Origin of the sequence: Algoriphagus zhangzhouensis (assembly GCF_900148515.1) — a bacterium.
GTDB lineage: Bacteria > Bacteroidota > Bacteroidia > Cytophagales > Cyclobacteriaceae > Algoriphagus > Algoriphagus zhangzhouensis.
The window spans coordinates 422,025-443,581 of the sequence record NZ_FRXN01000001.1 but is presented as its reverse complement, the minus strand read 5'-3'; the positions used below and the strand labels follow the sequence as shown (position 1 = coordinate 443,581).

Genomic DNA, 21,557 nt, shown 5'->3' with positions numbered 1-21,557 from the left:
ATCGAATGATTGTTAATTTGACTGGGATAAATTTAGCTTTATGCAACTAATCAACCTTACTATGCGCAAAATTTTATTCACCCTAAGTTTAGGTTTGCTCAGTCAATGGACTTTTTCTCAGACTATCATCAATAGAAACCCTGAAATTGATGCGATGGTCAAAGAAGTTTCCTCAGATTCATTGGAGTCCTATGTTCGCAAACTCGCCTCTTATAATTCCCGACATACCCTCAGTACAGATACCCAAAATGGGATGCCGGCGGCACAAGATTGGGTACTTTCTAAATTCAATCATTTTGCCCAAAGCTCCAATGGCAGAATGACTGCTGAAATCGAAAAATTCACCATTCCGGGCGATGGAAGAAGAATTGAACAAGATTCACCCGGAGCCAATGTAGTGGCCACTTTGAAAGGTACAGATCCCAATGATGACAGGATTTTCATCCTTTCTGCTCACATGGATTCCCGAAACAAAAATGTCATGGATGCGGATAATTTCTCCCCAGGAGCAAATGACGATGGAAGTGGTACGGCCGCTGTCATAGAATTAGCCAGAGTCATGGCTTCTCATTCATTCCCTGCTACCATTAAATTCGTCGCTTTTACGGGTGAGGAACAAGGATTAAAAGGAGCTACCTACATGGCTGACAAAGCCAAAGAAGAAGGATGGAATATCGCTGCAGTGCTCAACAATGACATCATAGGAAACAGTGAATCTTCAGGAACACTTCTCAAAGACAATTTGAAAATGAGAGTTTTCTCAGAAACTATCCCTGTAGCTGAAACAGAGGAAGAAGCTAGAATTCGTCGATATACTGGAGCTGACAATGATTCAAAATCCAGACAATTGGCTCGCTATATCAAAGAATTGGGTGAGCGATATGTCGATCAATTTGAAATCAAGCTGATTTACAGACCTGACCGATTCCTAAGAGGTGGTGATCAAACTTCTTTTGCCAGAAATGGATTCACGGCTGTTCGCCTTTCTGAAATGAATGAAAACTTCCCTCACCAACATGAAAATGTAAGAGTCGAAGATGGAATTCAATATGGAGATTTACCAGAATTCATGGACTTCGAATACTTGAGAAAAGTATCCGGAATCAACTTGGCCTCTTTGGCGACACTGGCTAGTTCTGCTGGTCAGCCTGAAAACGTCCGAATCGATGTGAGAGGATTGAGTAATCACTCGATTTTGAGTTGGGAAGCCCCCAAATTTGGTAAAGTAAAAGGCTATTATGTATTGATGAGAGAGACCTCCTCCCCTGTTTGGGAGAAAAAATTCTTCACAACGGATACCAACTTGACTCTTCCCTATTCCAAGGACAATTACTTCTTTTCTGTTCAATCTGTTTCAGAAAATGGATCGGAAAGTCTCTCTGTATTCCCCACACCTTTAAGTAGATAAGTGTTTCATTTTAATTAAACCTATTCTAAATTTGGTAAGAAGGGCTCCAAATCGGAACCTCTGCCCCTAGAAATAGTTATTTTGGTGTAAACACTTTTGATATGAAACAAAAAGAAATAGTCACACTTCAGAGATCTCTGTTGCATGACACCGAGGAATTATTGAATAATCAGATTGAGATGGAAGGTAAATCTTCCGCATACTATCTTTCCATGGCTTCCTGGTGTCACATGATGGGATACGAGAATGCTGCTAAATACCTCTACACCCATGCAGATGAAGAGCGTATGCACATGATGAAGATTTTCCAATATGTCAATGAAGCTGGGGGGCACGCTATCCAACCAGAAATCACAGGAATTCGACATCATTTCAATTCATTGAGAGAGGTATTTGAATTGATCTTGGAGCATGAAATTTTGGTAACCAAATCCATCAATAACATTGTTGATCATGCCTTCAGCGTAAAAGATTTTGCAACGTTTAGCTTCATGCAATGGTATGTAACCGAGCAAAGAGAGGAAGAAACCATGTCCCGAAGAGCTGTTGAATTATTCGATATTATCGGTGAAGAAGGAGTTGGACTTTGGACAATCGATCAGGAGCTTGGAAAATTACATTCAGCAGCAGGAGCTGGTGCTGGGGAATAAGTTTTAAAGAGAAAAATCATTATTAAAAGGCAGTTCGAGACTGCCTTTTTTTGTTTAACCCATTATGTGACTAAGAAAGGCTTTCAAATAAATAGATAGTAATCAGATTTTCAGCATGTTGAACCTAATTTTTTTCAACACTTGAATAAAGAATCATTCACTTTTTCTATTTATATTTAATTAACCCCAAATTGTATTTTGCCAATTTAGCTTATCGCCAATTGATGGATATTCAAGCCAACTTTTTTCAAATAATCAAATCATCTATCCCCTCCTATTCTTCCTTGGTGGATGAGATTTCTGACACTTTGAATATCAGTCAAGACAGTGCTTATAGAAGAATCCGAGGAGAAAAGTTGCTTGATTTCAAAGAAATTGAACTTTTAGCATCAAAATTCAATATTTCAATTGATCAAGTTTTGGGCTCCAATTCGAACACAATCGTTTTCCAAGGAGCCCAAAATTCCTTTGATGATGGTAATTTTTTGAATTGGATGAAGAATGTCCTGGCACAACTGGAAATGGTACAAAGCTTCTCCAAAAAACATATTTATTTTTTACTAAAAGATATCCCTCCTTGGTACCATTATTACCATCCTGAATTAGCCTCATTCAAATGTTTTTTCTGGATGAAATCCATCCTTTTTAATGAAAGTTTGAAAGGGCAACGATTTTCCATTGAGAAGTCAACCTTCCCTGGCTTGAGTGAGTTATCTCAAAAAATTCTCAAAGCTTCCAACAACATCAATACTACGGAAATTTGGAATCTGGAGGGAATTAATACCACACTGAGACAGATTGATCTTTACCATGAAATGGGGATCATTGAAAAAAAAGAGGATACTGTAAAGCTCTATCAATGCATGATTGAGGTAGTAGATCATTTGGAAAGAATGGCAGAACATGGAAAAAAATTTATGCCCAACAGCACCGTAACCGAAGAGATGGCGGATTATCATTTTTTCGTAAATGAATTTGTCCTAGGTGACAATACATTTTTTGTAGAAATAGATGGCAAAAAGATTACCTATTTAAATTACAGCGTCATCTATTTTGTAGGTACCACAGATCAAACCTTTAATGAAGGAATGCATCAAAATCTCCAAAACTTGATTCAAAAGTCAAGTCAAATTAGCAAGGTTGGCGAGAAAGATAGGAAGCAGTTTTTCAACAAACTCAGATCGAAAGTTCAACGAAGAATTGACCTCTTGTAAGCTGATATTTATCAGAATAGGACTCAAAACCTTCTTTTCTAATGGATTCTTCTTAATTTTCCTATTGAAAATAAGCGCCAATGTCTAACAATAAACACATACATATTCTTCTTGGAGCAGCTTTGCTGGTTTCAACCTTTTCATGTGAACAGAAAAATGAAACTGCTTCCGAAGAAGAAAAACTAACTGTAGCAGCTACTCCGAAGCCTGACAACCAACCAGATGGAATGGCCTGGATTCCCGGAGGTAAATTCACCATGGGAACCAATGAGGCAGATGCCTATGAAGCTGAAAAACCAGCTGTCGATCTTCAGGTGGACGGTTTTTGGATGGATACTCATGAAGTTACCAATGCAGAGTTCGCCAAATTCGTTGAGGAAACGGGTTATGTAACTGTTGCTGAAAGACCTATCGATTGGGAAGAATTGAAAAAGCAATTGCCTCCGGGCACTCCCAAGCCTGATGACTCCGTTTTGGTACCTGGATCTATGGTATTTACTCCTCCTCCCTATCAAGTTCCCCTACAGGATATTTCACTTTGGTGGTCTTGGGTCAATGGAGCTTCTTGGAGACATCCAAGTGGACCTGAGAGTGATTTAACTGGAAAAGAAAATCATCCTGTGGTTCATATTTCTTATGAAGATGCTACTGCTTTTGCAGAATGGGCTGGAAAAAGGCTTCCTACCGAAATCGAATGGGAATTTGCAGCTAGAGGTGGAATGAATGGAAAAAGATTCGCTTGGGGTGATGAATTGACTCCAAATGGACAATATTTAGCAAATACTTTCCAAGGAAATTTCCCAAATGAAAACTTGGGTGAAGATGGATTTGTAGGAACTAGTCCAGTAAAATCATTTGCACCAAATACATTCGGATTGTATGACATGATCGGAAATGTATGGGAATTGACCAGCGATTGGTATGACGCTTTGAAATTTGCTCGTTTGGCTGGTCAGGCTCCAAAATTGGATGCTAATATGAATCCTTGCTACAATCCTGACAATCCTTTCGCACAAGAACGTGTGATCAAGGGAGGTTCTTTCCTTTGCGCGGCTAATTATTGTGTGAATTACCGACCATCTGCTAGACAAGGGCAAGCATTTGATTCTGGAACTTCCAATGTCGGTTTCCGATTAGTTAAAGATCCAGAGAATAAGACTTTAAGCTTAAAATAAACACCATCCCACAACCCGAAATATGCATTAGCAATTCTATTTCATCCATTAATTACTTCAAAATCAGTCATTACATTGCTATTTTCAACTTCACCATAGCGGTGCTATGCATCAGTTTCCAAACAGCCTGATTTTCTTGCAATTAATGCCTTCATGACGAAACCTATTGCATAATCCGGGTTAAATCATAAAAAAAGCGGCAAATAAAAATTTGTCGCTTTTTTTGTTTTCGATTTTCGAATCAATCAGCTGTATACCCCCGAATGATTCTCTGAATGTATTTCCCAACAATATCAAACTCCAAATTCACTGTATCTCCAACCTGTAATTGATGGAAATTTGTATGTTCAAAAGTATAGGGAATAATTGCAACTGAGAATCTTCCATTTTTGGAATTAAAACAGGTTAAACTTGTCCCATTGATCGTAATGGAGCCTTTTTCAACCGTCACATTTCCTGATGCAGGATCAAATTCAATGTCAAAAAGCCAAGAACCGTCTTCATCGCGAATGTATTTGACCACTCCAGTTTGATCCACATGTCCCTGTACAATATGACCATCAAACCTTCCGTTTGCAGGCATGCATCGTTCCAAGTTCACTTTCTTTCCTATTTTCCAACCAGACAAATTGGTCTTTTGAATCGTTTCATCAATGGCGGTTACCCTGTAAGATTCTGGACTAGTTCTCACTACTGTCAAACAAACTCCGTCATGGGCCAAGGATTGGTCTATTTTTAATTCTCCAGCCAAACTGGATTCCAAATCAAAATGAAAATTACTTCCCTCCTGGGTGATATTTTGGATTGTTCCAAAACCTTCAATTATTCCTGTAAACATAAAATTTGCTTTCTACTGGCTTTCAAAGGATAAGCAAAAATTGCCCTTTTCAGTTTCAAATTAAGCCAAAATATCGGTTATCTTCGATCGAAATTCAATTTCTAATGCCACTCCTTAAACTCGAAGACACTTACTTACACAAGGGAAAAAGAAAAGCCCTAGTTGCCGAACTCAAAAGCAAGGGAATCCATAGCCAGAAGGTTTTGGATGCAATCAATGCACTTCCGCGACATTTCTTTTTTGATTCAGCACTGATTTCCCATGCTTACGAAGACAAAGCCTTTCCAATTGGAGAAGGGCAAACCATTTCACAACCCTATACCGTGGCTTTCCAGACACAATTGTTGGATATCCACCCAGGTGACAAGGTTTTGGAAATAGGCACCGGATCGGGTTATCAGGGAAGCATCCTACATTTATTGGGAGCAGAGGTATTTACTATCGAATACCAAAAGAAGCTGTTTGAAGGAACTTCCAAGTTTCTCAAAAGACTCGGCATAGAAATGAATCTGTTTTACGGAGATGGCACTGGAGGATTACCTGCACATGCTCCATATGACAAGATTCTGGTGACCGCAGGTGCTCCTATCATTCCAGAAGCCTTGGTTCAACAATTGAAAACTGGTGGAATTTTGGTAATCCCAGTTGGTGATAGACGAAGACAGAGCATGGTCAAAATCACCAAAAAGGCAGGTGGCAAATTGGAAAGAGAGGAATACGATAATTTCGCATTTGTGCCTCTTTTGGGAAAAGACGGTTGGAAATGATTCTTCACAACAACACTTTTTCATATTTTTCAGAATAAAATTTTGACAAAAACGACGTAAATCAAGTTTAGAAGAATTTTATTTCTATTTTTGTTCAAAATCAACAATATGGCAAAGAAGAAATTTGTAAAGGAATCTGCAACAATCATGACGGAGATGGTACTCCCAAATGATACCAATACGCTGAACAACCTAATGGGGGGACGCTTGATGCATTGGCTGGACGTAGTCGCTGCCATCGCAGCTCAAAAGCACTCCAATCGCATTGTGGTAACCGCCTCTGCAGATAGCATTTCTTTCAAACAGCCCATTTCTTTGGGAAATGTGGTTACACTTCATGCCAAAGTAACCCGGGCTTTCAATTCCTCCATGGAGGTTTTTATCGAGGTGACTGCGGAAGACATTCCTGCAAGTAAAAAGACAATCACTCACAGAGCTTTTTTCACTTTCGTAGCGGTAGATCAGAACGGGAAACCAATAGAAATCCCAGAAGCTATTCCAGAAACGGAAGAAGAAAAAGAATTGTACGATGGAGCTTTAAGAAGGAGACAACTTCGATTGGTTCTGGCAAAAAGAATGAAACCAGAAGATGCCGTGGAGCTGAAGTCAATTTTCAACATGGATATCACAAAATAATCAAAAGGGAAGGCATAAAGTCTTCCCTTTTTTTGGCTTAAGAGGAATTTTTAGGCAATTTTCAGGCATGGATAAGAGCACACTGGGTGAACTGAAATATATTCTAAATGAGGATATTTTTTTATTTGATGAGGACAAGGATTCTTTGGCTAAAGAATCAGGATTTCATGCTGGAAACACTGATTTGAACCAAGTTCAAGAGCCTGCCTCTCCAGGGCTAACTAAAATTGAAACTAAGCAAGAAACTGCGCCTGAGGTAGAATTAGAGCCAATTCAAGTTCGTGGCAAGTTCGAAAAAGGCATTTTAATCCTTCACGAAGAGGAATCGTTAAATGCTGAAATCATGGATATGCTGGTCAAAATTCTTCAGGCTGTTGGGCATTCCATGAGTGAGGTAGGTTTATTGAACTCTCAGGAATTGGAAGGAAGAAGCTTGGACGAGTTTCATGCAATCAATGCCCATGTGGTCCTTAAATTTGGAAGAATCAAACACCCTATCAATGCCTTTCCGATTTTGGATTATCACATCCATGCCGAAAACGAAACAGAGTACCTTTTTGCAGATTCTTTAACTTCAATTTTTGAAGACAGCAATTTGAAAAGGAAACTTTGGACGACCTTGAAAACGCTATTTAATATCTGATAATCAATTACCATGACCCCCGAACAACATACCTGGGCCAAACGATTCAAGTGGATCAGTTTAATAGAAGGAGCTTCCTTCTTGATTTTGTTATTCATTGCAATGCCTTTGAAATACATGTTTGATATGCCAATCGCAGTGAAATATGTAGGCTGGGCACATGGAATCTTGTTTATCCTTTACATCTACACCGTCTTCCCTACTGCCTCTAAGCTAAAGTGGAATTTTAGCAGAACTCTTTTTGCTTTGATCGCTTCTGTTTTGCCTTTTGGACCTTTTATTTTCGACAGAAATTTGAAGAAAAGCCAACATGTAGATTTCTAAAATGGCTCTGATCAGTAAAAAAAAGAAGGTTTACCCCATCAGTCCTGCACTGAGAAAATATCTCGTTGAAAATTCGCGAGAAGTCGATATTCCCATTCATTATCATGAATTGCTCCGCTATAGTAATTCGGTTGCGCTTTATGATTCCAAGGAACAAGACACTTTTTGGGAAACTGTTTTTTACGATCAATCAGACAGGGAAGAAATTCACTTGAATGTCAAAAGAATCTACGCCATTCTAAAAGCAGGAGGCGATATGAGTGTAATGGAACACTTGTATGTGGATAGGATTGACTTGTGCATTTATGGAAATACCCAACCCTTTCGTGTTCGGATTGTAAACCGGATCAACGATAACTTTGACTATTTCTACATCAAAAACGCCGATGCTTCTCGGGTTTATGGATTGGAACTGGAGCACCTTCTCTCTCCAAACAGGATCAGTTATTTGGTTCATCAAAACACCTTGATTGAAGAACATATAGCTGGGATTCCAGGTGATAAATTCATGCGGCTTCACATGTCTGACCCTCACCTGAATCCTATTCGTTTGGCAAAAGAGTTCGTCAAATTCAATGAAAGATGCTTCGTTCGATTATTGGGAGACATGCATTCCTCCAATTTTGTGATTGATGTGACACCTGACTTTGAGGAAACCCATTATCGGATTCGGGCAATCGACTTTGATCAGCAGAGTTATGAAGGGAAAAGGTCCATTTACCTTCCCCAGTTTTTCAAAGAAAACAATGTACTGATTCAGTTGGGAATGAAACATATCACACCCGAATCAATGCGTCAATATCAGAGGGAAGAAAGGGCTTTAATTGCCACAAGAGTCAGATCCTCCCATGATGAGATTCAAGGGATTTTGGATGCCATGGATCAGGACCAAATCGCACCATTAGAAAATATCGATTCTTTGAGAAAAGAGCTGGCAAGACATTATAAAAACCAGAAGTTTATGTCTTGCCAAACTATGGGGCAGATATTACGAGTAAGTCTAGAGCAACTTCTGAAGCAGTAAGCCTACCACTTTTTCAATTGCTCATATACCAAGTGAAGCGGGAAACCCATCACATTGTAGTAGGAACCTTCAATACTGGAAACGCCTATAAAACCAATCCATTCCTGGATTCCATATGCTCCTGCTTTGTCAAAGGGCTTGTATTCACGGATATAGTGCCAAATCTCTTCTTCCTCCAGAAATCTGAAAGTCACTTTTGTTTCATCTTCCAGAGTGATTCTTTTCAGACGATCCATGATGGTCACAGCGGTCATTACTTTGTGGGTGGCACCCGACAAACTTTTAATCATATCAAAAGCCTCATCCTCATTGTTTGGCTTACCCAAAACATGCCCATTTTGAACCACCACAGTGTCAGAAGTGATCAAAATCTCATTTTCCTGCAATTCATCTGGGAAAGATTCCGCCTTCAATTTGGATAAATAGGCAGCAACATAATCTGCCGGAATATCACTTGGAATAGATTCATCCACGGAATTTACTTTAACTGTAAACTCCAATTCCAATCCTTTCAAAAGCTCTTGTCTGCGAGGAGAATTGGATGCTAAAATCAATTTTTTATCCTTCAGTTTGGTTAAAAAAGGCGTCATAAGGGTAGTTAAATTCTTCTTGATTGAAACTCGCAAAAAGCAATCCACCTAATGCTTTTGGATAGAAATAAGTAGACTTTTGAGGCATTAAATGTCCGGAATGACAAACCTTCAAAACCTGCTCAATTTGAAGCTCGCGAGTGATGATAGCAAAGGTCGCCTTTTGAGAACGAACTTCCTGAATACATCGTGAAAAATTTCGCTCATATACTATTTGATTGCTATTCCTCTGATCCTGCTGGTTCAATCCCAAAATCTGGTGAAAAAGGACTTCATGCAATGCCACCAGATCCAACTCTTGTAGAGCTTTTGGTAATTCTAGATCCAATTCCTTGAATTTTTCTTCCTTTAATTTCAGAAAATAGGACTCCTCTCCTATGACCAATCCATATGTTTTGGAAACATGGAAAGCATAAGACCCCAATTCATCTGGATCTGGAAACTTCTTGATATCAAACCAATCCGAAAGCTTTTCAAGAAATTCCTCTTTTACCATTTCTAAACCATAGAAAAGTCGATGGGTGGGCAAGATCTTTAAGTCTTTTCCAAGCGCATTGGTCAAATACATCAAATGATAATCGTGAGCTTTCCATTTTGCCTCTAAAAACTCACCTTTCATAGAATTCTTATAGGCAATTGCTCCTTCGAAGCGATGATGACCATCAGCTAAAATCAGCTGTTTCTTTGCAATGAAATCTATAAATTTCTTGATGATTTGTGCATCATGAATGACTGCCAAAACTTCTCGAACACCTTGATAATCTTCCAATTCATAAATCGGAGAACCAATAGCTGCATCCATATAAGGCTCCAACTCAAACTCAGCATCTTCATACAATCCATGAGTGGGACTAGCTTGAATTTGCGCGGACTTTAAGAGTTCAACCCGATCATTGACGGCTGAAACAATCGTATTCTCATGTCTCAGAATCTGTTTTTCCTCCCAATCATAAGCTTTGACCTGAATGATAAAACCTTTTCTGCATCGCTCCTTCTGCTCTCCGGGTAGTCTGAAATACTGATAATAAACATAAATTCCAGGGATCAAATCTTGTTTGACAATCCCTTGATCTTTCCACATTTGTAGGGTTTTTCTTGCATTTTCAGCAGGAATAGGACCATTGGGAACAGATAAATGAATGCTGTTCAAGGGGTTTTCATAGAGCTTTTCTCTCTGCTTTTCAGAAACCACATCAAAAAGCGGCGCTGTCAATTCCTCTATCTGAGGGCTTAGGTAATCAGCATATCTCCATGCTTTTAGAGGTAATATTTCCGCCATTTATTTCAAACGATTTCTCCAAGCTCCAGAAGTTGTAGGCGCAGCAGCTGAAACAGAACCGGTTTTCTTTCCTTTTTGGGAATGAAAAAACTCCACGGCCAATACCGCCAAAAGCTCCTCTTCTTCTTTCGAAAGGCTTTGATCTAATACCTCAGGTTTGAAATACTTCTCAACGAATTTAGTATCAAAATTACCACTGGTGAAAGCTTCGTGTTTTAAGGCAAATCGACAAAAATCCAAAGTCGTCTGAATCCCTGTGATCTCATAATCATCAATGGCCCGAAGCATTCTATTGATCGCATCCTCACGGGTTTCAGCATGCGTGATCAACTTGGCAATCATTGGATCATAATAAATCGGGATATCCATTCCTTCTTCAAATCCATCGTCCACTCGAATTCCAGGTCCTTGAGGCCTTCTATAAGTAATCAATCGTCCAATGTCTGGAAGGAAATTGGTTCGAGGATCTTCGGCATATACACGAACTTCTAATGAGTGTCCATTAATTTTCAAATCCTCTTGGAAAAAGCTCAAAGCTTTCCCCTCAGCAACCCAAATCTGTTCTTTCACCAAGTCTTTACCTGTAATCATTTCAGTGACTGGATGTTCTACCTGAAGACGGGTATTCATTTCCAAGAAATAGAAGTTCAGCTTGTCATCTACGATAAACTCCACAGTACCGGCACCATAATAATTACAAGCTTTTGCAACTCCCACTGCAGCCTCTCCCATTGCTTTTCGCATTTCTGGACTTACTACAGCTGACGGAGCTTCTTCTATGACTTTTTGATGTCTCCTTTGGATGGAGCATTCTCTTTCAAACAGATAAACAGTATTCCCTTGTTGGTCTCCTAGAATCTGAATCTCAATATGACGAGGAGAAGTAATAAATTTTTCAATAAATACCGCTCCATCTCCAAAAGCAGATTTCGCTTCAGATACTGCTCGCTGCATTTGCTCTTCAAATTCAGCTTCGGATTCTACGATCCGCATTCCCTTTCCTCCTCCTCCAGCACTGGCTTTGATGAGAATAGGATAACCGATTTCTGCAGCTTTTTTCTTTGCTGCCTCAATGTCAGAAATCGCTTCTTCAGTCCCTGGAACCAAAGGAATATCATATTGAGAAACGGCCTGTTTAGCAGCTAATTTACTACCCATAACCTCGATGGCATGGGGCGATGGACCAACGAAAATCAACCCAGCATCAGTTACTTTCTTAGAGAAATCTGCATTCTCAGAAAGAAATCCATAACCAGGGTGAATAGCATCTACATTTAAATCTTTACAAACTTCAATGATTTTATCCCCCAACAAATAAGATTGACTAGAAGGTGGTGGTCCCAAACAAACAGCTTCATCTGCAAATTTGACATGGGGAGAAAGTCGATCTGCTTCAGAATAGACAGCCACTGTCCTGATTCCTAGCTCTTTGGCAGATCTCATGATTCTCAGGGCGATTTCACCCCTGTTGGCTACTAAAAGTTTGTTGATTTTTGCCATCCTCTATCGTTTCTTTTGGGTCTTTTAATTTGTACTTCCCTAAATAAGGAAAATATTCTGAGGATTGGGAAAGAACCATCATCCTTCCTTCTGTTTTTTGCTTGGTAGCCATTTAAGTTTTATTTTTGGCGGATTTTCAAATACTAATTTTCGAAAATCGCATTCACTTAAATTCATTAAGCTTTGGATCTATTTGCAAAACTCCACACGAACCTAGGCCCCTTGGGCAAACACTCTCAGTATTCAGATGGATATTATATGTTCCCAAAACTCGAAGGAGAAATTTCTCCTCGTATGCAGTTTCAGGGAAGAGAAGTGTTGACTTGGTCATTGAATAACTACCTAGGTCTCGCCAATCACCCAGAAGTAAGAAAAACTGATGCAGAAGCAGCAGCAAAATGGGGAGCAGCATATCCAATGGGAGCCAGAATGATGACTGGACAAACATCCCTTCATGAGAAGTTGGAAGACGAACTAGCTGAATTTGTAGGCAAAGAGAAAGCTTACTTGTTGAACTATGGATATCAAGGGATCATGTCTGTGATCGATGCGCTATTGGATAGAAAAGACGTAGTAGTTTACGACTCAGAATGTCATGCTTGTATCATTGATGCACTTCGCATGCACATGGGTAAGCGTTACGTTTTCCCTCATAATGATATTGAAAATTGCGAAAAGCAATTGGAAAGAGCTACCAAATTGGCAGCTGAAACTGGAGGTGGTATCCTAGTAATTACTGAAGGTGTATTCGGTATGACAGGTGACCAAGGAAAGTTGAAAGAGATCTGTGATCTTAAAGAGAAATTCGAATTCCGTCTTTTGGTTGATGATGCTCATGGTTTCGGTACTTTGGGAAAAACCGGTGCTGGTACTGCTGAAGAGCAAGGCGTAACCAAAGAGGTGGATTTGTACTTCTCTACTTTTGCGAAATCTATGGCTTCTATCGGAGCATTTATCGCAGGTGATGAGAAAGTAGTTCACTATTTAAGATTCAACATGCGTTCTCAAATCTTCGCTAAATCTCTTCCGATGCTACTAGTAGAAGGTGCATTGAAGCGTTTGGAGCTATTGAAAACACAACCAGAATTAAAGGATAACCTTTGGAAAATCGTGAATGCATTGAGAAATGGCCTTCATGAAAACGGTTTTAGCACGGGTGCCTCCAACTCCCCTGTAACCCCAGTTGTATTGAATGGAACTGTTGGTGAAGCAGCGGCACTTTCTCACGATTTGAGAGAGAACTATAACATTTTCTGTTCAGTAGTGATTTACCCAGTGGTACCTAAAGGCATGATTATCTTGCGTTTAATCCCGACTGCTGTCCACACCTTAGAAGATGTTCAAGAAACCTTGACAGCATTTGCTGCCGTGAAAGACAAGTTGACCTCTGGTCAATACAGAAATTCAGAATTGGCAGTAGCCTTTGGCGAATAAAAAAAAATCCAAAAAAAAGGCCCTCAGGATTGAATTAGCAAGTATTTGGGCTATATTGGATCAAAATAAACTTATCATCAACCTAAAAAACGCACTTTTACTATGAGCAGATTTAGTGAAGTTAAAGATCTTGTATTGGGACTAGAGGAAGATTTCGTAAAGTTCTATGAAAAAGGAAATCAAGCCGCTGGTACGAGAGTAAGAAAAGGAATGCAAGACCTTAAAAACATTGCGCAAGATATCCGTAAAGAAGTACAGGATAAGAAAAACGCTGGTTGATCCAACGACACAACAAATTAAAAAAGGTGGCCTTAAGCCACCTTTTTTTTGTCTTTAGAATAAAAGTGGAGTCTCAAAACTCCACTTTATTATTTTCTTCATTGACATCAGCCAATCGCTTACTTGGATCGATTTCAATGGACTTGATTGTTTCCATTTTTCTATCCAATACAATTGTCTTCTCAAGATTTACCCAAGGCCAATCCTGAGTCAAGATTCTTATAGGCATTCCAGCTTCTTCAGCTTTTTCGCCTCTCATAATCACAAGAGGAAGGTATACTAATTCTTTGCTTCCATCCTTGTATGTAATTACAACATCCACAGGCATTGGCATCAAGCCAATTCTTTTCAAAGAAATAGTCGTTTGATCGCCACTTGGATGTACTTCTCCGATGGCATAATCGATGGTTTTGGTTGAATAAACCCAGTATTCTTTATACCAGTCAAGCTCAAGCCCACTCTCCTTTTCCATAATTCTCACCACATCATTCACATTAGGGCTCTTGAATTTCCAAGTATTGAAATATCTCAATAAGCCTCTATCTCTAACCTCATCGCCAATGATATACCCCATTTGAGCCATGAAAACAGCTCCTTTAGAATATGCTGCAGAACTATAGGCTCTATTGGTGTGGTAATGATCAGAATGAGTAGACATAGGTTCTTCCAAACCTGACTTAGCCAAGCTGAAATAGCCTCTATAGCTCCCAAAGTGAACATTCGGGTTTTGGTTTTCTCTTGGGAAAATACTAGCCATCGTTAAGCTAGAGGCATAACTTGTAAATCCTTCATCCATCCAAGGATAAAGAGACTCGTTAGTTCCCAAGACACCTTGATACCAACTGTGAGCTAATTCGTGAGCCATTACACCAACCAAACTAGGAAGACTTCTTCCACCAGTCACCAAGGTAGACATAGGATATTCCATACCTCCATCACCTCCTTGAATAACTGAAAACTGCTTGTAAGGATACTGACCAAAGTGCTCAGACATATATTCGATAGCCTTTGGAGTATATTCTTTTAATAGGCCCCAGTTTTTAGAAGTTTCCTCACTTGGGACAAATAAATGGTGAACTGTGATCCCATTGTCCATTTGGATTTTATCATGCTGATAATTTGGATCTGCAGCCCACATAAAGTCGTGAACCATTGGAGCTTTGAAATGCCAAGTCAAGGTATTTCCAGTAGGAGCTTGTACTGAAACTCCCTCATCTTCATAACCATGACCGATTTCATTTGGATTTTGAACATATCCAGTACCACCAAGTGTATAGGTTTTATCAATTGTGATTTTCACATCGAAATCACCCCAAATTCCATAAAATTCTCTTCCGATATAAGGATTTGCATGCCATCCTTGCTCATCATAGTTAGCCATCTTAGGATACCACTGAGACATTGAATAGCGAACACCATCTTGAGAATCTCTTCCAGATCTTCTGATTTGAACAGGAACTTGACCTTCAAACTCCATCGCAAAGGATGCAGAAGAATGGGGAAGGATTGGTTCATCCAATTTCACTTCTAGGATCGTTCCTTGTTCCATAAACTGGACATCACTTCCATTTTGAGTCAAAGATTTGACATGCATATAGCCAATCTCATCTGGTCCCAAATTGGAAATTCTATCACCTACTCTTCTATCTGGATCAGCGATGGTTCTAGAACGAACGTCCATCATACTGCCAGGTTGGAATGCATTATAATAGAGGTGATAGAACACCTTGTCCAAGGTATCCGGAGAATTATTGGTATAAGTCAACAACTGAGTACCTGTGTACTTGTTTGTTTTGACATCCATGGAAACATCCATTTGATAATTGACGGACTGCTGGAATCTACCAGTCTGAGCTGATGCAAAATTTGCAGCGATCAGACAAAGAAAAAGCCCTGCGACAGGCTTTAAATACTGACTCAACATAGGTATTTAATTTTTTTGCCAAAGAAAGCCAAAATGACCTGCCTTGACAAACCATCGGTCAAATTTTAAGAATACCAGAATCTTAACTTTTTACGGATTTTCTTATCCATTCCCATAAAAAAGACCCCTCACTTTAAAGAATTCCCGTAGTTTCAGAGCATAAATGTCAATCACACTCTTATGAAAAAAATCTACTCACTGATCTTGTTGGTGCTTTTGGGCTTTTCTGCCCATTCCCAACAAGTCGACATGGACTTATTCAAGTCTATGAAAACCAGAAATGTAGGCCCATCTGGCATGAGTGGAAGAATCACAGCCATTGATGCGGTGGATGCTGAGCCTTCTATTATTTATGCCGGTTCTGCTTCGGGAGGTTTATGGAAATCCACCTCTGGAGGAATCAATTGGGAGCCCATTTTTGATGAACAAAAAGTTCACTCTATTGGAGCAATTTCTATTTATCAGAAAAACCCAAATGTCATCTGGGTTGGAACTGGAGAAGGAAACCCTAGAAACTCTTTGAGTTTGGGATATGGTGTCTACCGTTCCTTAGATGCCGGAAAAACTTGGGAATTAATGGGATTGGAAAACACCCGAGCTATCCACAGAATTATCGTTCATCCAGATGATCCCAACACAGTATATGTAGGGGCAATCGGATCTCCTTGGGGAGAGCAGGAAGATCGTGGGTTGTATAAGACTTCAGATGGTGGTAAAACATGGGAGAAAATCCTCTACATAGATACCAAAACGGGTGTTGGGGAAATGATCATGGATCCCAACAATCCTAACAAATTGTTTGTCAATATGTGGCAACATAGACGCTATCCATGGTTTTTCGAATCAGGAGGTGAATCAAGCGGATTGTATGTCACTTATGATGGTGGAGACAATTGGAAAAAACTTGATGAAACCAATGGTCTTCCAAAAGGTAATTTGGGAAGAATGGGATTAACCATTTCCGCTGCTAACAGTAATAAAATCTATGCACTAGTAGAATCCAGTAGAAATGCCCTTTATGTTTCTGAAGACGGAGGTGAAAAATTCTCAATGATCAATGCAGGTGGAGATATCGGAGACAGACCATTCTACTATTTTGAGATTCATGCAGATCCTCAAAATGAAAACAGACTGTATACACTTTACTCAAGGGTTGGTATGTCTGAAGACGGAGGAAAGTCTTTTCGACAAATCCTTCAATATGCTGGTGTTCACCCAGATCACCATGCATTTTATGTAAACCCTTTTGATCCAAAGCTTTTGATAGATGGAAATGATGGTGGATTGAATATTTCTCGAGATGGTGGAAAAACTTGGTATTTCGCAGAAAAACTGCCGGTTGGTCAGTTTTATCATGTAAACGTAGACAATGAGCTTCCTTATAATATCTATGGAGGAATGCAGGATAATGGTTCTTGGACAGGACCTGCATACGTTTGGAGAAGAGACGGAATTCGAAACAGCTATTGGCAAGAAGTATCTTTTGGTGATGGTTTCGATGTAGTTTCCCACCCTGCGGATTCTCGCTATGGATACACCATGTCCCAGGCTGGTAATCTTTCACGATTTGATAAGGAAACCGGTCACAACAGAAATATTAAACCAACCCATCCTGACAAAGACGTATTCCTAAGATTTAACTGGAATGCAGCTATTGCTCAAGATCCGCATGATGCTAACACTGTCTACTATGGATCACAGTTTCTTCATAAATCCACAGACAGTGGCGAAACTTGGGAGATCATTTCACCAGATTTGACTACGAATGATTCTACCAAACAAAGACAACAGGAAACTGGTGGTTTGACCTTTGATATCACTGGTGCCGAAAATCATACGACAATCATTGCTATTGCACCTAGTCCAATTGATCCTAATGTCATTTGGGTTGGAACAGATGATGGCAACCTTCAAGTGACAGAAGATGGCGGTGAAACTTGGACCAATTTAGCATCCAAACTACCAGGCCTTCCAAAAGCTAGTTGGATTCCACAGATCCAAGCTTCAACTTATGATGCTGGTGAGGTTTGGGTCATTGCTAATAATTATAGAAACAATGATTTTACTCCATATGCCTATCACAGCAAAGATTTTGGAAAATCATTCACCAGAATCGTAGACGACTCTAAAGTTTGGGGATATACCCTATCCATCAAACAAGATACTGAGGAACCTAATTTGGTTTTCTTAGGTACTGAGTACGGTCTTTATGTTTCCTTTGACAAAGCAAAAACCTGGAACAAGTGGGAAAATGGCTATCCAAAGGCCGTTTCCACATACGACATGGCCATTCAAGAAAGAGAAGCTGATTTGGTGATAGGAACATTTGGACGATCCATGTGGGTGTTGGATGATATTCGTCCACTTCGAATTTTTGCTGCAAACTTTGGGGAAGCTCCAGAAGCAAAAATTACCGCTGTTCCTGCTCCAGACGCTTATCAGGTAGAAATCCAACAACCATCAGGGGAAAGATTCCCTGCCGACGGGAAATATGCTGGTGAAAATAGAGAAACAGGAGGCCGATTGAGCTTTATCATCAATGATGACAAAGAAAAACTAGACACGGTTACGGTCAATATTTATGATGCTAACGGAGAACAAATCAGAACTTTGAAAACCGTTCCAGAAAATGGTGTCAATCGAATCAATTGGAGATTGGACAGAAAATCTACTGCTGAGACATCTGGTGGAAATCGCGGAAGACGAAATGGATTCTTTGAAGCGGGTGGAAATGATGCATTGCCTGGAACTTACAAAGTTGAATTCGTCTATGGTGATGAAAAAGCCGAAACAAGTATCAAGGTATTTAGCGACCCTAGAATCGAAACTACTTTGGCGGACCTGAAAGCTAGAGATGATTTCATGAAACAAATGGAGGCTATGCAGACAGAAATGAGCAAAGCAACAGAACAGATGTCCGATGTTGAGAAAACAATTCAAAAAGTAGAAAGCATTACCAAAGATGTGGATACTGAAGAAGTTAAAGAACTTCAAAAAGCGACAAAAGACATCAAGAAAAAGCTAGATAAGGTTAAGGAAGCCTTTAATGGACCTGAAAGAGAAGGTCAGGGAATCATCCGAAACCTTTACCCTACTACTATGACCATGCAATTTGCTCCTAGAAGATATGTCAATTCCTCATATAAAGCACCGGGAGATACAGAAAAGCGTCTTTTAGAACATGCAAAACAAGCTGCTGATGAAGCTTATGCAGTTTTGAATGAGTTTATCAATGGAGATTGGAAAACCTATGAAGAAAAGGTAAAAAGCACTCCTATCGACTTATTTGAAGCAGTGAAGAAAGACTGATCCTTTAGAATTCTAAGTTATAGGCTGGCTTTAATCAAGTCAGCCTTTCTTTTTTCTCACTTTCTCTATCACATTCTCTATATTCAGGTTCTTTTTCTCAAACCTCAACCTTATCAATGAATACCCCCAATTATAGCCTCAAGGCAGTTGAAGAATTTCAATCACGATTTCAAAAAAAGCCCCAAGTTTACCGTTCTCCAGGAAGAATCAATTTGATCGGTGAACATATAGATTATAATAATGGATGGGTGATGCCAGCTGGAATCGATAAGGAAACGACTTTTTGTTTTTTGGAGAATGGGAATGATACATTCAGGATTTACTCCATCAATCAGCAGGAACAGGTTTCTTTTACCTTGGAAAACTATAGTAGTATTACTACTTCCTGGGCTAAGTTTATCATTGGAGTGATCGACGAGTTTTTGAAAAAAGGAGCCAAAATCTCTGCATTTGATGCTGTATTGGAAGGAAATGTTCCTTTTGGTTCAGGACTCTCCTCCTCTGCTTCTCTGGAATGTGCTGTAGCTTTCGGTCTCAACGATCAATTTGACTTGGGGTTTTCACGTGTTGAATTGGCACAATTGGCTCAGGCAGCTGAAAACAATTATGTAGGAGTCAATTGTGGGATCATGGATCAATTTGCTTCAGTTTTTTCCAAAGAAAACCACGTTTTTAAATTGGATTGTGATACGCTGACTTTTGAGTATTTCCCATGTGACTTGGGTCAATACACCTTGGTTTTGGCGAATAGTCTGGTTCATCACAGTCTCGCGGATTCTGAATACAATACCCGTAGAATGGAATGTGAATCGGCTCTACAAAAGCTAGGAAATGGGAAAAAGATCAATTTCCGTGATTTAAAAAAAGCAGAATTAGAAGAATACAGAAAGCATTTAACCTCTATAGAATTCAATCGTATTCAATTCGTTTTGGAAGAAATTGATAGAGTTCACGAAGCTGCGAAAGCATTACAAAACCAAGATTTTGAGCATTTGGGGCAATTGCTTTATGGATCTCATGACGGACTACAGTATTTGTATGAAGTAAGTTGTCCTGAGCTAGATTTCATGGTGGATTTTGCCAGAGGATATGAAGGAATATTAGGATCAAGGATGATGGGAGGTGGTTTTGGAGGCTGCACTATCAATTTGATCGAGGAATCTCTGTCAGAGAAGTTTATGGATCAACTCTCCAAAGCTTACCAAGCCCAATTTGGAATCAAGCCAGAGTTTTACCCAGTTAAAATCGGTGAAGGAAGTTCTAAAGTAGAATTAGAATCTCTCTAATGAAGAAAATCTCCTGGATCACAGCTGCAAGCCTTGTTGTCGCCAATATGATTGGCACAGGAGTTTTTACTAGTTTAGGTTTCCAGCTCCTGGAAGTTCAGAATACCTGGACCATTCTGATTTTATGGATTGTTGGTGGAATCATGGCTTTAATTGGGGCTTTGGTTTATGCTGAACTGGGCACCTACTTCCGCAAAACTGGTGGTGATTATATTTTCCTTTCGGAAACTCTTCATCCATCTATTGGATATCTCTATGCCTGGATTTCATTAACTGTAGGTTTCTCGGCTCCTATTGCCATTGCGGCAATGGCGATGAACGATTACATGAACCCGATTTTCAATGCCGGGATCTTTCCTGGACTAATATTTTTAGTATTGATTCCAATGGTTCATATGGTTTCTGTCCATCGCTCTGGACAATTCCAGAATCTGTTTACCCTTTTTAAAATCCTCTTTTTACTTTTTCTAATTGGATTGGGATTCTTCTTTTCCTCTTCAGTTGAAAATCCTTCATTTGATTTTTCGGACACCTGGAAATCAGAAATTTTGCTACCCGGATTTTCTGTATCCTTGATTTATGTATTCTATGCCTATACGGGATGGAATTCTGCAGCCTATATTCTAGAGGAAATCAAAAATCCTCAAAAAGACCTTCCAAAAGCTTTGATTGGAGCTACTTCGCTAGTTTTGATTCTCTATGTTTTATTTCAATGGGTAGTCTTAAAGCATGCAAGTGTTGATGAACTATCAGGCCAAGTGCAGATAGCCGAGATTGCTTTTCACAACTTATTAGGATCTGAATGGGGCAAATGGATCGGCATCTTGATCGGGTTCCAATTGATCGCGACCATTTCTGGATATGCATGGATTGGTCCAAGAATCACCTACGCTATGGCCAAAGATTTCAAATTTTGGAGTCCTTTGGCAAAGCTGAATTCTAACCAAATTCCTGTTAGAGCTATTCTATTAAATACCTTGGTAAGCTTAATCTTATTCCTTTCAGGTTCTTTTGAACAGGTGATGATCTATGCAGGTTTTGTATTGCAAGTTATGGGTACTATCACTGTTTACTCTTCTTTGAAAGTGAAGGAAACTTCAGGTTTTAGGACGCCCTTCAAGCCTTACCTCCAATACATTTACATCATTTTTAGCACAGCTATTTCCATTTATATCTTTTGGGACAAACCCATGGAAAGCTTGGCAGGAATCGGATTGATGGTTTTGGGATTGGTGATTTATTATTTTGATAAAAAAAACCAGCGCTAGGCTGGTTTC

Annotated in this window: 20 protein-coding genes; 14 read left to right on the top strand and 6 right to left on the bottom strand. The window is 39.5% G+C overall.

Annotated features, from left to right (window positions below; genetic code table 11):
• Positions 1 to 61 precede the first annotated feature (61 nt).
• The 4 genes from BUF13_RS01890 (at position 62) to BUF13_RS01875 (ending at position 4,447) form a co-directional block, all read left to right on the top strand.
• A complete protein-coding gene (locus tag BUF13_RS01890; protein ID WP_073570809.1) occupies positions 62 to 1,408 on the top strand; it encodes a M28 family metallopeptidase in 1,347 nt (448 codons plus the stop codon).
• 101 nt (positions 1,409 to 1,509) lie between these two features.
• Positions 1,510 to 2,058 carry a ferritin gene (locus tag BUF13_RS01885; RefSeq protein ID WP_073570050.1) on the top strand — a complete coding sequence of 183 codons (549 nt, stop codon included), beginning with the start codon at positions 1,510 to 1,512 and terminating at the stop codon, positions 2,056 to 2,058.
• 224 nt (positions 2,059 to 2,282) lie between these two features.
• The gene (locus BUF13_RS01880; protein WP_073570049.1) at positions 2,283 to 3,272 is read left to right on the top strand and encodes a hypothetical protein; all 990 of its coding nucleotides are present in this window, start codon (positions 2,283 to 2,285) and stop codon (positions 3,270 to 3,272) included.
• An 80-nt stretch (positions 3,273 to 3,352) separates the two neighbouring features.
• A complete protein-coding gene (locus BUF13_RS01875; RefSeq protein WP_073570048.1) occupies positions 3,353 to 4,447 on the top strand; it encodes a formylglycine-generating enzyme family protein in 1,095 nt (364 codons plus the stop codon).
• Positions 4,448 to 4,688: 241 nt separating this feature from the next.
• On the opposite strand, the gene BUF13_RS01870 is transcribed toward BUF13_RS01875, so the two are convergent.
• The gene (locus tag BUF13_RS01870; RefSeq protein WP_073570047.1) at positions 4,689 to 5,285 is read right to left on the bottom strand and encodes a riboflavin synthase; all 597 of its coding nucleotides are present in this window, start codon (positions 5,283 to 5,285) and stop codon (positions 4,689 to 4,691) included.
• Positions 5,286 to 5,389: 104 nt separating this feature from the next.
• On the opposite strand from BUF13_RS01870, the gene BUF13_RS01865 reads away from it, so the two are divergent.
• The 5 genes from BUF13_RS01865 (at position 5,390) to BUF13_RS01845 (ending at position 8,679) form a co-directional block, all read left to right on the top strand.
• Positions 5,390 to 6,052 carry a protein-L-isoaspartate(D-aspartate) O-methyltransferase gene (locus BUF13_RS01865; RefSeq protein WP_073570046.1) on the top strand — a complete coding sequence of 221 codons (663 nt, stop codon included), beginning with the start codon at positions 5,390 to 5,392 and terminating at the stop codon, positions 6,050 to 6,052.
• Positions 6,053 to 6,160: 108 nt separating this feature from the next.
• Positions 6,161 to 6,688 (top strand): acyl-CoA thioesterase, encoded by a 528-nt coding sequence (locus BUF13_RS01860; protein WP_073570045.1) that lies wholly within the window; start codon positions 6,161 to 6,163, stop codon positions 6,686 to 6,688.
• Positions 6,689 to 6,755: 67 nt separating this feature from the next.
• Positions 6,756 to 7,331, top strand: a complete 576-nt coding sequence (locus tag BUF13_RS01855; RefSeq protein WP_073570044.1) for a hypothetical protein — start codon at positions 6,756 to 6,758, stop codon at positions 7,329 to 7,331.
• Positions 7,332 to 7,343: 12 nt separating this feature from the next.
• The gene (locus BUF13_RS01850; RefSeq protein ID WP_073570043.1) at positions 7,344 to 7,655 is read left to right on the top strand and encodes a DUF3817 domain-containing protein; all 312 of its coding nucleotides are present in this window, start codon (positions 7,344 to 7,346) and stop codon (positions 7,653 to 7,655) included.
• Between the two features lies 1 nt (position 7,656).
• A complete protein-coding gene (locus BUF13_RS01845; RefSeq protein WP_073570042.1) occupies positions 7,657 to 8,679 on the top strand; it encodes a hypothetical protein in 1,023 nt (340 codons plus the stop codon).
• Between the two features lie 2 nt (positions 8,680 to 8,681).
• Here BUF13_RS01845 and BUF13_RS01840 read toward each other — a convergent pair whose 3' ends face one another.
• From BUF13_RS01840 to BUF13_RS20585, 4 genes are read right to left on the bottom strand one after another with little or no spacing between them, the layout of a single operon-like run.
• Positions 8,682 to 9,269 (bottom strand): Maf family nucleotide pyrophosphatase, encoded by a 588-nt coding sequence (locus tag BUF13_RS01840; protein WP_073570041.1) that lies wholly within the window; start codon positions 9,267 to 9,269, stop codon positions 8,682 to 8,684.
• A complete protein-coding gene (locus tag BUF13_RS01835) occupies positions 9,238 to 10,548 on the bottom strand; it encodes a DUF1015 domain-containing protein (protein WP_073570040.1) in 1,311 nt (436 codons plus the stop codon). Before BUF13_RS01835 ends, BUF13_RS01840 begins: the two co-directional genes overlap by 32 nt.
• Positions 10,549 to 12,048 carry an acetyl-CoA carboxylase biotin carboxylase subunit gene (locus BUF13_RS01830; RefSeq protein ID WP_073570039.1) on the bottom strand — a complete coding sequence of 500 codons (1,500 nt, stop codon included), beginning with the start codon at positions 12,046 to 12,048 and terminating at the stop codon, positions 10,549 to 10,551.
• Positions 12,008 to 12,160 carry a hypothetical protein gene (locus BUF13_RS20585; protein ID WP_166669803.1) on the bottom strand — a complete coding sequence of 51 codons (153 nt, stop codon included), beginning with the start codon at positions 12,158 to 12,160 and terminating at the stop codon, positions 12,008 to 12,010. The genes BUF13_RS01830 and BUF13_RS20585 overlap by 41 nt, the downstream gene beginning before the upstream one ends.
• A gap of 71 nt (positions 12,161 to 12,231) precedes the next feature.
• On the opposite strand from BUF13_RS20585, the gene BUF13_RS01825 reads away from it, so the two are divergent.
• Together BUF13_RS01825 and BUF13_RS01820 are read left to right on the top strand one after the other, a co-directional pair.
• A complete protein-coding gene (locus tag BUF13_RS01825; protein ID WP_073570038.1) occupies positions 12,232 to 13,482 on the top strand; it encodes an aminotransferase class I/II-fold pyridoxal phosphate-dependent enzyme in 1,251 nt (416 codons plus the stop codon).
• Positions 13,483 to 13,584: 102 nt separating this feature from the next.
• Entirely contained in the window at positions 13,585 to 13,761 is a 177-nt protein-coding gene (locus tag BUF13_RS01820) for a histone H1 (protein ID WP_073570037.1), read from the top strand.
• Between the two features lie 73 nt (positions 13,762 to 13,834).
• Here the strand turns inward: BUF13_RS01820 and BUF13_RS01815 are convergent, their stop codons facing one another.
• The gene (locus BUF13_RS01815; protein ID WP_073570036.1) at positions 13,835 to 15,685 is read right to left on the bottom strand and encodes a M1 family metallopeptidase; all 1,851 of its coding nucleotides are present in this window, start codon (positions 15,683 to 15,685) and stop codon (positions 13,835 to 13,837) included.
• A 180-nt stretch (positions 15,686 to 15,865) separates the two neighbouring features.
• Between BUF13_RS01815 and BUF13_RS01810 the strand changes: the two genes are divergently transcribed.
• From BUF13_RS01810 to BUF13_RS01800, 3 genes are all read left to right on the top strand, one after another.
• The gene (locus BUF13_RS01810; RefSeq protein ID WP_073570035.1) at positions 15,866 to 18,994 is read left to right on the top strand and encodes a VPS10 domain-containing protein; all 3,129 of its coding nucleotides are present in this window, start codon (positions 15,866 to 15,868) and stop codon (positions 18,992 to 18,994) included.
• 116 nt (positions 18,995 to 19,110) lie between these two features.
• Positions 19,111 to 20,280: a galactokinase gene (gene galK / locus BUF13_RS01805; protein ID WP_073570034.1), complete on the top strand. Its 1,170-nt coding sequence runs from the start codon at positions 19,111 to 19,113 to the stop codon at positions 20,278 to 20,280.
• Positions 20,280 to 21,548: an APC family permease gene (locus BUF13_RS01800; RefSeq protein WP_073570033.1), complete on the top strand. Its 1,269-nt coding sequence runs from the start codon at positions 20,280 to 20,282 to the stop codon at positions 21,546 to 21,548. Before galK ends, BUF13_RS01800 begins: the two co-directional genes overlap by 1 nt.
• Positions 21,549 to 21,557 lie beyond the last annotated feature (9 nt).